Annotated in this window: 14 protein-coding genes; 9 read left to right on the top strand and 5 right to left on the bottom strand. The window is 73.6% G+C overall.

Going from position 1 to position 12,072, the window contains the following annotated elements:
* Positions 1 to 124 precede the first annotated feature (124 nt).
* The 4 genes from CCN33_RS31930 to CCN33_RS09665 are packed head-to-tail and all read left to right on the top strand — an operon-like array spanning position 125 to position 2,753.
* Positions 125 to 274, top strand: a complete 150-nt coding sequence (locus CCN33_RS31930; RefSeq protein ID WP_167387815.1) for a hypothetical protein — start codon at positions 125 to 127, stop codon at positions 272 to 274.
* A 1-nt stretch (position 275) separates the two neighbouring features.
* Positions 276 to 872 (top strand): DUF5998 family protein, encoded by a 597-nt coding sequence (locus CCN33_RS09675; RefSeq protein WP_086693215.1) that lies wholly within the window; start codon positions 276 to 278, stop codon positions 870 to 872.
* The gene (locus CCN33_RS09670) at positions 872 to 2,062 is read left to right on the top strand and encodes an alkaline phosphatase family protein (protein WP_086693213.1); all 1,191 of its coding nucleotides are present in this window, start codon (positions 872 to 874) and stop codon (positions 2,060 to 2,062) included. The genes CCN33_RS09675 and CCN33_RS09670 overlap by 1 nt, the downstream gene beginning before the upstream one ends.
* A 40-nt stretch (positions 2,063 to 2,102) precedes the next feature.
* Positions 2,103 to 2,753, top strand: coding sequence for a thymidine kinase (locus tag CCN33_RS09665; RefSeq protein ID WP_086693211.1), 651 nt, complete (start codon positions 2,103 to 2,105; stop codon positions 2,751 to 2,753).
* A gap of 1 nt (position 2,754) precedes the next feature.
* On the opposite strand, the gene CCN33_RS09660 is transcribed toward CCN33_RS09665, so the two are convergent.
* On the bottom strand, positions 2,755 to 3,555 hold the full coding sequence (locus CCN33_RS09660; RefSeq protein ID WP_086693209.1) for a VOC family protein: 801 nt from the start codon (positions 3,553 to 3,555) through the stop codon (positions 2,755 to 2,757).
* Positions 3,556 to 3,840: 285 nt separating this feature from the next.
* Here CCN33_RS09660 and CCN33_RS09655 point away from each other — a divergent pair, with 285 nt between their 5' ends.
* On the top strand, positions 3,841 to 4,683 hold the full coding sequence (locus tag CCN33_RS09655; protein WP_086693207.1) for a sulfurtransferase: 843 nt from the start codon (positions 3,841 to 3,843) through the stop codon (positions 4,681 to 4,683).
* Positions 4,684 to 4,741: 58 nt separating this feature from the next.
* On the opposite strand, the gene sepH is transcribed toward CCN33_RS09655, so the two are convergent.
* Positions 4,742 to 5,782, bottom strand: coding sequence for a septation protein SepH (sepH, locus tag CCN33_RS09650; RefSeq protein ID WP_086693205.1), 1,041 nt, complete (start codon positions 5,780 to 5,782; stop codon positions 4,742 to 4,744).
* A gap of 481 nt (positions 5,783 to 6,263) precedes the next feature.
* Here sepH and CCN33_RS09645 point away from each other — a divergent pair, with 481 nt between their 5' ends.
* Positions 6,264 to 7,031: a hypothetical protein gene (locus CCN33_RS09645; RefSeq protein ID WP_086693203.1), complete on the top strand. Its 768-nt coding sequence runs from the start codon at positions 6,264 to 6,266 to the stop codon at positions 7,029 to 7,031.
* On the opposite strand, the gene CCN33_RS09640 is transcribed toward CCN33_RS09645, so the two are convergent.
* Positions 6,958 to 8,274, bottom strand: a complete 1,317-nt coding sequence (locus tag CCN33_RS09640) for a D-arabinono-1,4-lactone oxidase (RefSeq protein ID WP_086693202.1) — start codon at positions 8,272 to 8,274, stop codon at positions 6,958 to 6,960. The genes CCN33_RS09645 and CCN33_RS09640 overlap by 74 nt on opposite strands.
* Positions 8,234 to 9,472, bottom strand: coding sequence for an MFS transporter (locus CCN33_RS09635; protein WP_086693200.1), 1,239 nt, complete (start codon positions 9,470 to 9,472; stop codon positions 8,234 to 8,236). The genes CCN33_RS09640 and CCN33_RS09635 overlap by 41 nt, the downstream gene beginning before the upstream one ends.
* Before the next feature lie 175 nt (positions 9,473 to 9,647).
* On the opposite strand from CCN33_RS09635, the gene CCN33_RS09630 reads away from it, so the two are divergent.
* Together CCN33_RS09630 and CCN33_RS09625 are read left to right on the top strand one after the other, a co-directional pair.
* Positions 9,648 to 10,775, top strand: coding sequence for a ferrochelatase (locus CCN33_RS09630; protein WP_086693198.1), 1,128 nt, complete (start codon positions 9,648 to 9,650; stop codon positions 10,773 to 10,775).
* An 8-nt stretch (positions 10,776 to 10,783) separates the two neighbouring features.
* Positions 10,784 to 11,599, top strand: a complete 816-nt coding sequence (locus tag CCN33_RS09625) for an inositol monophosphatase family protein (protein ID WP_086693196.1) — start codon at positions 10,784 to 10,786, stop codon at positions 11,597 to 11,599.
* Positions 11,600 to 11,614: 15 nt separating this feature from the next.
* On the opposite strand, the gene CCN33_RS31925 is transcribed toward CCN33_RS09625, so the two are convergent.
* Positions 11,615 to 11,788 (bottom strand): hypothetical protein, encoded by a 174-nt coding sequence (locus CCN33_RS31925; RefSeq protein WP_167387814.1) that lies wholly within the window; start codon positions 11,786 to 11,788, stop codon positions 11,615 to 11,617.
* Positions 11,789 to 11,866: 78 nt separating this feature from the next.
* Here CCN33_RS31925 and CCN33_RS32475 point away from each other — a divergent pair.
* Positions 11,867 to 12,072: hypothetical protein (locus tag CCN33_RS32475; RefSeq protein WP_208621698.1), on the top strand; the 206-nt coding region annotated here is incomplete at its 3' end.

The following is a 12,072-nucleotide window of genomic DNA, read 5'->3' as shown; positions in this document are numbered from 1 at the left end:
TATAAGAGCCAGGGCCCGCACCGACCTGGGCCCCCGCACCCTGCCGACGTACTGAGGGGAAGCCCGATGCGGATCGCCGGCCGGGCGCTGCCCGACGGGAGCTGGTGGGACTGGGAGGCCGCTCGTGATCGTGGCCTTCGAGGCCGGCGGCGGCGGCGGCGAACCGGTCTCCTGCCTCATCGCCGCCGAGGGCGTCGAGATACGGCCGGGACTGGTCCGGCGGGAGGTGCCGGGTCGTCCCGACTGGCCCGGAGTGCACCTGGTCACGGATTAGGATGGACGCCATGGCCAAGACCAGTACGACGACCCAGGGGCTTCGCACGGCGATCGAGCGCAGCGGCTACTACCCGGCCCTCGTGGCCGAGGCGGTGGAGGCCGCTGTCGGCGGCGAGGCAGTTCGGTCGTACCTGGTTCACCAGGAGACCACGTTCGACCAGAACGAGGTCCGCCGCCATGTCACCGTCCTCGTCCTCACCGCCAACCGCTTCATCGTCAGCCACACCGACGAGCAGGCCGCCGACGGCACTTCCCCGACCCCGTACGCCACCACGTCCACCGAGTCCGTGAAGATCGGCCGGATCTCCTCCGTCGTGGTCAGCCGGGTGGTGGCCAACCCCGAGCAGTACACGCCCGGCACCCTGCCCCGCGAGGTCGTCCTCACCATCGGCTGGGGCGCGGTCAGCCGCCTCGACCTGGAGCCCGCCGCCTGCGGCGACCCGAACTGCGAGGCCGACCACGGCTACACCGGCAGTTCCACCGCCGACGACCTCAGCCTGCGGGTGAGCGAGGCCGGGGACGGCCCGGAGACCGTGCGCCAGGCGCTCGCCTTCGCGCAGTCCATCTCCGAGGCGACCGCGGACGTCACCCGCTGATGTCCCAGCCCTCTCCCTGGGACGCCCTCGAACCCCTCGCCCTGTCCTCCGCGCCGCTGCCCGAGTACGGCCACGGCTCCCTCGCCGACCTGCTGCCCACCCTCGCGGCCGGTCTGGGCGTCCCCGGCATGACCCCGGCCATCACCGAGCTGACCCCCGCCGACCGGGTCTGCGTCTTCCTGGTCGACGGCCTCGGCTGGGAGCTGCTGCGGGCCCACCCCGACGAGGCGCCGTTCCTGAACTCCCTGCTCGGCAGCTCGCGCGGCGGCACCGGCCGCCCCCTCACTGCCGGTTACCCGGCGACCACCGCGACCTCGCTGGGCTCCGTCGGCACCGGTCTGCCGCCCGGCGCGCACGGCCTGCCCGGCTACACCGTGCGCGACCCGGACACCGACCGGCTGATGAACCAGCTCCGCTGGCAGCCCTGGACCCCGCCGCACGCCTGGCAGCCGTACCCGACCGTGTTCGAGCTGGCCGACCGCGCCGGAGTCCACGCCGCCCAGGTGTCCTCGCCGCACTTCCAGAACACCCCGCTCACCAAGGTCGCGCTCAGCGGCGGCACCTTCGTCGGCAGCCTCGCCGGCGAGGAGCGCATGGACCTCGCGGCCCAGCAGCTCGCCGCCGGGGACCGCTCACTGGTCTACACGTACTACGCCGAACTCGACGGCGCCGGCCACCGCTACGGCATCGGCTCCGACACCTGGCGCGGCCAGCTCATGTACGTCGACCGGCTCGCCCAGCGCCTGGCCGAGCAGCTCCCCCCGCGCAGCGCGCTCTACGTCACCGCCGACCACGGCATGGTCGACATCCCCTTCGACGAGGAGCACCGCATCGACTTCGACGAGGACTGGGAGCTGCGCGCCGGTGTCTCCCTCCTCGGCGGCGAGGGCCGCGCCCGGCACGTGTACGCGGTGCCCGGCGCGGCGAACGACGTGCTGACCTGCTGGCGCGAGGTCCTCGGCGACCGCTTCTGGATCGCCTCCCGCGACGAGGCGGTGCAGGCCGGCTGGTTCGGGCCGCACGTCGACGAGCGCGTGTACCCGAGGATCGGTGACGTGGTCGCCGCCGCCCACGACGACGTGCTGATCACCGCCTCCGAGCGCGAGCCCAAGGAGTCGCTGATGGTCGGCAACCACGGCTCGATGACCCCCGCCGAGCAGCTCGTCCCCCTCCTCGAAGTCCGTTCCTGACCTCCCCACCCTCCTCTCGCCGAAAGGTGCTCAACCCCTCATGTCCGAGCTGGTGTTCTTCTCCGGAACGATGGACTGCGGGAAGTCGACCCTGGCTCTGCAGATCGAGCACAACCGCTCGGCGCGAGGACTCCAGGGCCTGATCTTCACGCGGGACGACCGCGCCGGCGAGGGCAAGCTGTCCTCCCGCCTCGGCCTGGTCACGGACGCGGTCGAGGCGATGCCGGGCATGGACCTGTACGGCCATGTCGTCGCCCTGATGTCGCGCGGCGGCAAGGTCGACTACGTGATCGTGGACGAGGCCCAGTTCCTCGGGCCCGAGCAGATCGACCAGCTCGCCCGCGTGGTGGACGACCTGGACCTCGACGTCTTCGCCTTCGGCATCACCACCGACTTCCGCACCAAGCTCTTCCCCGGCTCCCAGCGCCTGATCGAGCTCGCGGACCGGATAGAGACGCTCCAGGTCGAGGCGATGTGCTGGTGCGGCGCCCGCGCCACGCACAACGCCCGCACGGTCGGCGGCGAGATGGTGGTGGAGGGCGAGCAGGTGGTGGTCGGCGACGTCAACCGGCCCGCCACGGCCGTCGGCTACGAGGTCCTGTGCCGCCGCCACCACCGCCGCCGGATGACCGCCTCCTCCACCCAGGCCGGCGCCCTCTCCCCGGACGTCCTGCCGGTGACCTCCGCCTGAACTACCCGCGCGGCCGAGGCACCGTCCCCGCCCTGCGCGCCACGCCGAACCGGGCTCCCTGCGGGTCCGTCACCGTGGCGACTCTGCCGTACGGGCCGTCGTGCGCCGGTTCCAGCAGCCGGCCGCCGAGGTCCAGCACCTGGCGGACCGTGGCGTCGGTGTCCGCCACCTCGAAGTGCGGCAGCCAGTGCGCGCCCAGGGCGCGGGGGAGACCGTGCCCCATCCCGCGCAGGGCCACCACCGGACGGCCGCCGCTGCGCAGGGTGATGTGGTCCGGGGCCGACGGCGGCTCCGCCTCGTAGCCGAACACCCGCGCGTAGAACGTCGTCACGCGCACCGCCGACACCGTCCGCAGCTCGGTCCACGCGGGCAGACCCGGTCCGCGGGCGCCCTTCGGGGCGGGGTGGGCCCAGGCGGTGCAGAAGCCGAAGACCGCGCCGGAGGGGTCGGCGGCGATGGCGACCCGGCCGTTCTCACCCGCGTCCAGCGGGCCGACCGCCACCGTGCCGCCGGACAGCCGCACCCGCTCGGCGGTGAGGTCCACGTCGTCCGAGGCGAGATAGGGCGTCCAGGCGGCCGAAAGCCCCGCGCCCGCGGGGAGTTGGTTGATGACGGCCACCTCCCGGCCGCCCACCGACGCCCGCACCGGGCGGCCGAGCGGGCCGGCCCGGAACTCCCAGCCGAACACGGCCCCGTAGAACTCCTCGGCGGCGTCCGCCGCCCGCGTCATCAGGCTCACCCAGCACGGCGTGCCGGGCGCGTGCGGCGCTCGTGGGCCGGCCGACTCCGGTGCCTCGGTCATCGCTCACTCTCTCTCCGGTCCCTCATGGGGGCCGCGTCGCATCCGCTCCCCGCGGGCCGGGCCGGTAGCCCGCGCCCGCGTGCCCGCTCCGCCACCGGTACGGGGTGGCACGCGGGCCGGCGGAAGGTCCGGTCGGCCGCCGTCCGCCCTCCGGGCGATGACCGGCGAGCGCCGCCGAACGCACACTGTGTGCCCGATACCGTACGCCGTGTGATCGGGGCTGTCCGGCCGAGCAGAGTAGTGGCAGCCGGGCGTGGCGGCCACCCCGTGCGCGAGGATGGCGCCATGACAGTCATCATCACCGCCGACGAACTGGCCCGGGACCTGGCCGGACCGACCCCGCCGACGCTGCTGGACGTACGCTGGCAACTGAGCGCGCCGGACGCGCCCGCCTTCGACGCCCGTGCCGCCTACGAGGCGGGCCACCTGCCCGGCGCGGTCTTCGTGGACCTGGACCGGGAGCTGGCCGCGCCCCCCGGCCCACGTGGCCGCCATCCCCTGCCGGACCTCGCGGAGTTCGGCGCCGCGATGCGCCGCGCGGGCGTCTTCGCCGGCACCCCGGTCGTCGTGTACGACGGCGGCCAGGGCTGGGCGGCCGCCCGTGCCTGGTGGCTGCTGCGGGCGACGGGTCACCCGAACGTGAGGGTGCTCGACGGCGGGTTGACGGCATGGGAGGGCCCGCTGTCCACGGAGGTACCGACCCCGGCCCAGGGCGACTTCGAGCCCCTGCCGGAGCCGGCCGGCGTCCTCGACGCGGACGGCGCGGCCCGACTCGCGGGCTCCGGCGTACTGCTCGACGCCCGCGCGGGGGAGCGGTACCGGGGAGAGGTGGAGCCCATCGACCGGGTCGGCGGCCACATTCCGGGCGCGCTGTCGGCGCCGACCATGGAGAACGTCGGCCCCGACGGCCACTTCCTCCCCGCCGCCGACCTCCGCGACCGCTTCAAGGCCCTCGGCGTCTCCGGCGACGCCCCGGTCGGCGTCTACTGCGGCTCCGGCGTGTCCGCCGCCCACGAGGCGCTGGCCCTGGCGATCGCGGGCATCCCGGCCGCGCTGTACGTGGGCTCGTGGTCGGAGTGGTCCAACGACCCGTCCCGCCCGGTCGCGGTGGGGCCGGACCCGCGCTGAGAAAGCGTGAGGGGTGGAGCGCACCCGCACTCCACCCCTACGGTGCTGCCAACTCCTGCTATTCCTGCTTCTTGCGCCGGGTGCCGAACACGATCTCGTCCCAGCTCGGCACGGCGGCCCGGCGGCCGGGGCGCACCCCGTCGGCCTCGGCCTGACGGTCCGTCGCGCCGGTCAGCCGGTCGCGGTGGCTGGAGACGGCGCGGGGCATCAGTACGTCCGCGTAGGCGGAACCTGCCGACGCGGCGGACGCCGGAGGCTCCTCCTCCATGACCTCCTCGGCCGGCTCCTCCGGAGGCTCCGGCGGCCGCTCGGGCACCACCAGGTCGCCCCGGAAGCTCGGCACGGCCTCCAACAGGCTGGTCAGGGAGTCACGTTCACCCGTGGACTCCTCGACGGGCTCGGACGGCTGCGCGGGCAGGCTGGGCCGCTCCCGGTCGCCCCGGTCCAGCGCGCGGTCCATGCCGCGGTCGCGCGGCAGCCGTGCGATACGCGGGACGAACGGGAAGCTGGGCTCCGGCACCGCGAGGTCGTCGGACTCGCCGATCAGCGAACGCGCCTCGTCGTCGACGGCCTGGACGAGCCGCCGGGGCGGGTCGTACGTCCAGCTCGCCGAGTGCGGCTCGCCCGCGACCAGGTAGACGAGCAGGACCTCCCAGGTGCCGTCGTCGCGGCGCCAGGAGTCCCACTGGACGGTGTCCTTCTCCGCGCCCCGCAGCAACAGCCGCTCCTGCACGGCCTCGCCGAGCAGCGGGCCGGAGTTCTCGCCGGGGCGGCGGACGGGGGTCTTGCGGGCGCGCTCGGCCATGAAGGCGCGCTCGGCGAGCACCGGCCCCTCGAAGCGGCGGACCCGGTCGACGGGGATGCCGGCGAGCTGGGCGACCTCTTCCGCGGTGGCACCGGCTCGTATCCGCGCCTGGATGTCGCGGGGGCGGAGGTGGCTCTCCACCTCGATCTCGATCTGGCCGAGGCGGGGGCGGTCACCGCGCACGGCGGCGCGCAGCCGCTCGTCGATCGGAAGGGTGTACTCCGTCGCGTCGGCAGCCTTGAGCACCAGCCGTGTGCCGTCATTCGAGACGGCCACGACACGCAGTTCGGGCATGGGGACCTCCCGGATGGTGCCTGCCGACGTCACGTGCGTCGCTGCTTCCGCTAGTCGAGTGTGGCCTGCCCGAGCGCAACCTGCCACAACCTTGCCGAGTTGCCCGGCGTGTCGGGCGCGAGCCGAGCACCGCCGTTATGGCACGGTTACCTGTTCGCAACGCTGAGTGACGAACTCCATCACCCTGTGCAACTCTCCCCCTCCTGGCGGCCCTGCGGGGCTCCGGACATCCCGATGGGACACCGGTGCCCAGGGCTCGCAACAGTACTCCATTCGGGCCATGCGCGTCGTTCGGCGCGCCCGTCAACTTCTGCCGGGGGGTGCGACTTGGCCGCTCGTGGGCGGGTTCCGGCCGTCACCAACGTGGCGAAGTTCACGCAATCCGGCGAAACGGAACTAATGGCTTCGTTCGCACGTCCCTCACTCGTCACCTGTCGGCAGCAGCCGGCGCCGAGCAAGGGAAAGGCAGCGGGTTCCGGGTATGCGTGAAACGCCCGATGCGGGTCGGAAGCGGTTCGACCTGAACGTCCCCCAGGTCGCGGGCAGCGCGCTCGCGGCGGTCGTGGCGGCCAAGATGGCTTCCTACTTCGGGGTGTACGGCACAATCCTGGGCGCCGGAGTGGTCAGCATCGTCGCCACCTGCGGCGGCTCGGTCTTCCAGCAGTTCTTCCGGCGCACGGGCGAGCAGCTCCGCGAGGCCCGGGACCCCACCCGGTCCCGTACGCCGGCCGTCGCCGGTCAGCCGGTGCCGCAGCAGGAGCCGGTGCCGGGGGAGTTCACCGAGGGCACCGTCTACCGGGCGAAGGTCAAGAGCTGGAAGCGACCGCTGCTCGCGGCCGCCCTGGTCTTCGGGGTCACCATGGGCGGCATCACCGTCTACGAGGCGGCGTCCGGCAACAGCTTCAGCGGCGGCTCGGGGACCACGGTCAGTGACGCGGTCGGCGGCCACGACTCCTCCCGCCACCGCAGGGGCGACGACCCCGCGCCCGCCACCACGCCTTCCGGCACCACGGGCCCCACCGGCGAGAACCCGGCCGGGGGCGGCTCCGCCACCACCCGGCCGACGACGCCCGAGACGCCGCGTACCCCGAGCGACGGGCCGAGCGGCGCGCCCGGCGAGGGCGCGACCACCCCGGCCCCGGCACCGAGCGACGGCGCGACCGACCCGGCGCCCACTACCCCAGAACCCTCCGCAAGTAGTCGTTCTGGAACAGCCGTTCCGGGTCCAGCCGGTTCCGCAACGCCGTGAACTCGGCGAAGCGCGGATACACCCCTTCGAGGTACCCCGCGTCCCGCGTGTGCACCTTTCCCCAGTGCGGCCGCCCCTCGTGCGCGGTGAACACGCGCTCCGCCGCGCTGAAGTACGCCTGGTACGGGGTGCCCCGGAACATGTGGACCGCGATGTAGGCGCTGTCCCGGCCCGAGGCGGTGGACAGGGCGATGTCGTCGGCCGGGGCGGTACGCACCTCGACCGGGAAGCTGACCCGCAGCCCGGACCGCTCGATCACCGCCCGCAGCTCCCGCAGCGTCTCGGCCAGGGCCGCGCGCGGCACCGCGTACTCCATCTCCACGAACCGCACCCGGCGTGGCGAGGTGAACACCCGGTACGGGATGTCGGTGTAGGACCGCGCGGACAGGGCCCGGCTGGAGACCCGGGCGATGGCCGGGACGGAGACGGGGGCGGCGCGCCCCACCCACTGCACCGCCTGGAAGACCCCGTTGGACAGGAACTCGTCCTCGAACCAGCCGGCCACCCGGCCCACCGGCTGCGCGGGGCCCTCGCTGCGGTTGTTGCGCTTGGTGTTGGTACTGCCGGTGTGCGGGAACCAGTAGAACTCGAAGTGCTCGTTCTCCGCCCAGAGTTGGTCGAACTCCGCCAGCACCCGGTCGAGCGGCATCGGCTCCTCGCGGGCGGTGAGCAGGAACAGCGGCTCGACGGCGAGGGTCAGCGCGGTGACGACACCCAGGGCGCCGAGGCCGATCCGGGCGGCCGCGAAGATCTCGGGGTTCTGCTCGGCGGAGCAGGTGAGCACGGAGCCGTCGGCGGTGACGAGTTCGAGCCCGGTGATCTGGGCGGCTATGGAGCCGGACTCCCGGCCGGTGCCGTGGGTGCCGGTGCTGGTGGCCCCGGCGACGGTCTGCTCCATGATGTCGCCCATGTTGGTGAGCGACAGACCCTCGCGCGCCAGCGCCGCGTTGAGCCGCTTCAGGGGGGTGCCCGCCTCGACCGTGACGGTCATGGCGGCGCGGTCGATGGCGCGGATGCCGGTCAGCAGATCGGGGCGGATCAGCACCCCGTCCGTGGCGGCGACGGAGGTGAAGGAGTGCCCGGTGCCCACCGCCTTCACCCGCTGCCCGCGTTCGGCGGCCGCGCGCACCTCGGCGGCCAGTTCCCCGACCGAGGCCGGCGTCACCTGCCGGGCGGGCCGGGCGATGACATTGCCGCCCCAGTTACGCCACGTTCCGTGCTTCCCGTTCGCCGTGCTGCTCAACGGTGCCTCCCCGCCCCGTGACCGGCCTGCGCAGCCGGCGGTACCCGAGGAAACCGACCACGACCGCGGCGGCCCCGGCGGCCACCGGGACCCCGTACCCGGCGCGCGCGCCGGCCGCGTCGATCACCCAGCCCGCCATGGCGGAGCCGAGCGCGACCCCGACCGCCAGACCGGTACTCACCCAGGTCATGCCCTCGGTGAGGTTCGCGCGAGGTACGTGCTTTTCGATGAGGGACATCGTCGTGATCATCGTCGGCGCGATGGACAGCCCCGCAACGAACAGTGCCGCGGCCAGAAGTGCCAGGTTTCCGACCAGTAGGAGTGGGATCATACTCATGGCCATCGCGCCCACGCCCAGCAGCCACCGGCGCTGCGCCGGACCGGAGAAGCGCAGCAGGCCGAAGACCAGGCCCGCGACGCACGAACCGGCCGCGTAGAGCGCGAGGACGACGCTGGCCGCCCCCTTGTGGCCGCGCTCGTCGGCGAAGGCGACGGTGACCACGTCGATCGCGCCGAAGATCGCGCCCGTGGCCACGAAGGTCGCCACCAGCACCTGGAGTCCGGGGGAGCGCAGCGCGCTGCCGGTGCTGTGGTCCTCTCGCGGATGCGGCACCGGCTCCGTGCCGCGCTGGGCGGTCAGCCAGAAGACGCCGACGGCCAGGAAGCAGGCCGCGAGCAGCGGGCCCGCCTCCGGGAACCAGGCGGTGGAGAGGCCGATCGACAGGATCGGCCCGAAGATGAAGCAGACCTCGTCGACGACCGACTCGAACGAGTAGGCGGTGTGCAGCCTCGGGTCGCCGGCGTACAACGCGGCCCAGCGGGAGCGGATCATCGCGCCGAGGCTGGGCACCGCGCCGACCCCTGCCGCGAAGGCGAACAGCGTCCAGTCCGGCCAGCCGAAGTGCGCGGCGAGCAGCAGTCCGGCGCCGGCCGCGAGCGCCACCAGGGTCGCGGGGCGCAGCACCCGGCGCTGTCCGTGCCGGTCCACCAGGCGGGAGATCTGCGGTCCGAGCGCGGCGGCGGAGAGCGCCATGGTGGCGGAGAGGGCTCCCGCGAGGCCGTAGCGGCCGGTGAGCTGGGAGATCATCGTGACTACGCCGATACCCATCATCGACAGCGGCATCCGGCCGACGAGACCCGCGGCGGAGAAGCTCTTGGTGCCCGGTTCGGTGAACAGGGCGCGATAGGGGCTGGGCACGCGGGGCTCCGTCTGGACTGCTCAGTAAGGCGCGAAGTGAGTGGATACAGCTTACAAGTTAGGTCACCCTAACGCAGCCGGATTCCGGCCGGGACGAATTGGTGTGAAGAGCTGCTTTCCCGGCACGGCCCCGTGCCGTTTCCGCCCTGTCGGCGGCGGGTGGCAGGATCGAGTCATGCCAGACGCGCTCGATGTCACCCCCTATGACGCCCTGCTCCTGCTCTCCTTCGGCGGTCCCGAGGGCCCGGACGACGTGGTCCCGTTCCTGGAGAACGTCACGCGCGGCCGCGGCATCCCCAAGGAACGCCTCAAGGAGGTCGGGCAGCACTACTTCCTGTTCGGCGGGGTCAGCCCGATCAACGAGCAGAACCGCGAGCTGCTGGACGCCCTCCGCAAGGACTTCGCCGACCACGGGCTGGACCTGCCGGTCTACTGGGGCAACCGCAACTGGCAGCCGTACCTCGCCGACACCCTGCGCGAGATGACCGCCGACGGCCGCCGCCGCGTGCTGGTCCTCGCCACCAGCGCCTACGCCTCCTACTCGGGCTGCCGCCAGTACCGGGAGAACCTGGCCGACGCGCTCGCCACGCTGGAGGCGGAGGGGCTGACGCCGCCCGAGGTCGACAAGCTCCGGCACTACTTCAACCACCCCGGTTTCGTCGAGCCCATGGTCGACGGGGTGCTGCGGTCGCTGGCCGACCTCCCCGACGAGGTGCGCGACGGCGCCCACATCGCCTTCACCACCCACTCCATCCCGCTCGCCGCCGCCGACACCTCCGGTCCCGTCGAGGGCCACGGCGACGGCGGCGCCTATGTGGCCCAGCACCTGGACGTGGCCCAGCTGATCGCCGACGCCGTCCGCGAGCGGACCGGCGTCGACCACCCCTGGCAGCTCGTCTACCAGTCCCGCTCCGGTGCCCCGCACATCCCGTGGCTGGAGCCGGACATCTGCGACCACCTTCAGGAGCGGCACGCCGCCGGGGTCCCGGCCGTGGTGATGGCCCCCATCGGCTTCGTCTCCGACCACATGGAGGTCCTCTACGACCTCGACACCGAGGCCACCGCCAAGGCGGCGGAACTGGGCCTGCCGGTACGCCGCTCGGCCACCGTGGGCGCCGACCCCCGGTTCGCGGCCGCCGTCCGCGACCTGGTCGTGGAGCGGTCCGGCACCGAGCGCGGCCGCGAGACCACGCCGTGCGCCCTGGGCGCGCTCGGCGCGAGCCACAACGTCTGCCCGGTCGGCTGCTGCCCGGCCCGCACCCCGCGCCCCGCCGCCGCGGGCGCCGACAGCCCCTACGCGTAAGGAGACCCGTGACCGACCCCCTCCACTCCGAACTGCTCCAGCTCGCCCGGGACGCCGCCCGGCAGGCGGGTGCGCTGCTGCGGGACGGGCGGCCGGCCGACCTCGCGGTGGCGGCGACCAAGTCCAGCCCGGTCGACGTCGTGACCGAGATGGACCTGGCCGCCGAGAAGCTGATCGTGGACCTGATCTCCGGGCGCCGTCCCCACGACGGGTTCCTCGGCGAGGAGGGCGCCAGCACCGAGGGCACCAGCGGGGTCCGCTGGGTGATCGACCCGCTCGACGGCACGGTCAACTACCTGTACGGGCTGCCGACCTGGGCGGTGTCGATCGCGGCCCAGGTGGACGGGGAGACCGTGGCCGGAGTGGTTGCGGCCCCGATGCGCGGTGAGACCTACCAGGCCGTGCTCGGCGGGGGTGCCCGGGCCACCGGCGCCTGGGAGGGCGAGCGCCCGCTGGCCTGCCGCCCGCCGGCCCCGCTCGACCAGGCGCTGGTCTCCACCGGCTTCAACTACGTCGCCGAGGTGCGCGCCCGGCAGGCGGAGATCGCGGCCCGGCTGATCCCGCTGGTCCGCGACATCCGGCGCGGCGGTTCGGCGGCGATCGACCTGTGCGACCTGGCCTGCGGCCGGCTCGACGGGTACTACGAGCGCGGGCTGCACCCGTGGGACGTGGCCGCGGGGGACCTCATCGCGCGGGAAGCGGGCGCCGTGACCGGCGGACGGCCCGGAGAGCGCCCCTCGGCCGAGCTGACGCTCGCCGGTACCCCCGCCGTCTTCGAGCCCCTCCAGCGGCTGCTGGGGGACTTCGGCGCCTGGCGGGACTGAACCGCGCGGGGCGGGTCAGGCGGGGGTGACCCCGACCTCGACCCCGTGCTCGGCGGCGAGACGGCGCAGGTCGTCCAGCTCACCCTGCTCCACGTCGACGAGGAAGTAGTCCCCCTCGTCACGCGCCCGCGTCAGATCGGACTCGGTCGCCTTTATGCGCTGCAGAAGTCCCGTGGTGAAAGCGTCCATGCTGCGCCCCCTCGTCCTGGGTCGTGGGTCGGTGGCACGGGATGTGCCGGGTCAAGGAAGGGGCGATCATCGCCGCGGGTGCCCAGCGCTGCCCTGCTGGGCGGCGACGGTGCCGGACACCCGCGCCCGCTCCGCCGAGTGATCGCGGAGTACCGCATGGTGCTGCGGCACATGCAGAGCGTGATCGCGGGGTGTAAAGCCGTCCTCCCCTTCCGCTTCAGCGCGGAAACCTCGCCGGCGGGAGAAATTCCGGCATTCGCGTCCCGCCCCCTCCGTCCCAGCGG

This window comes from Streptomyces recifensis, from assembly GCF_002154615.1.
In the GTDB taxonomy this organism is placed as follows: Bacteria; Actinomycetota; Actinomycetes; order Streptomycetales; family Streptomycetaceae; genus Streptomyces; species Streptomyces griseoluteus.
The sequence above is the reverse complement of the archived record's forward strand: the minus strand, read 5'-3'. Positions and strand labels throughout refer to the sequence as shown.

Bases quoted from the DNA above. Each gene is read 5' to 3' on its own strand.
- CCN33_RS09660 (WP_086693209.1), bottom strand. From the start codon at position 3,555: ATGACCGAGGCACCGGAGTCGGCCGGCCCACGAGCGCCGCACGCGCCC.
- CCN33_RS09670 (WP_086693213.1), top strand. From the start codon at position 872: ATGTCCCAGCCCTCTCCCTGGGACGCCCTCGAACCCCTCGCCCTGTCC.
- CCN33_RS09655 (WP_086693207.1), top strand. From the start codon at position 3,841: ATGACAGTCATCATCACCGCCGACGAACTGGCCCGGGACCTGGCCGGA.
- CCN33_RS09645 (WP_086693203.1), top strand. From the start codon at position 6,264: ATGCGTGAAACGCCCGATGCGGGTCGGAAGCGGTTCGACCTGAACGTC.
- CCN33_RS31925 (WP_167387814.1), bottom strand. From the start codon at position 11,788: ATGGACGCTTTCACCACGGGACTTCTGCAGCGCATAAAGGCGACCGAG.
- CCN33_RS09675 (WP_086693215.1), top strand. From the start codon at position 276: ATGGACGCCATGGCCAAGACCAGTACGACGACCCAGGGGCTTCGCACG.
- CCN33_RS09630 (WP_086693198.1), top strand. From the start codon at position 9,648: ATGCCAGACGCGCTCGATGTCACCCCCTATGACGCCCTGCTCCTGCTC.
- sepH (WP_086693205.1), bottom strand. From the start codon at position 5,782: ATGCCCGAACTGCGTGTCGTGGCCGTCTCGAATGACGGCACACGGCTG.
- CCN33_RS09665 (WP_086693211.1), top strand. From the start codon at position 2,103: ATGTCCGAGCTGGTGTTCTTCTCCGGAACGATGGACTGCGGGAAGTCG.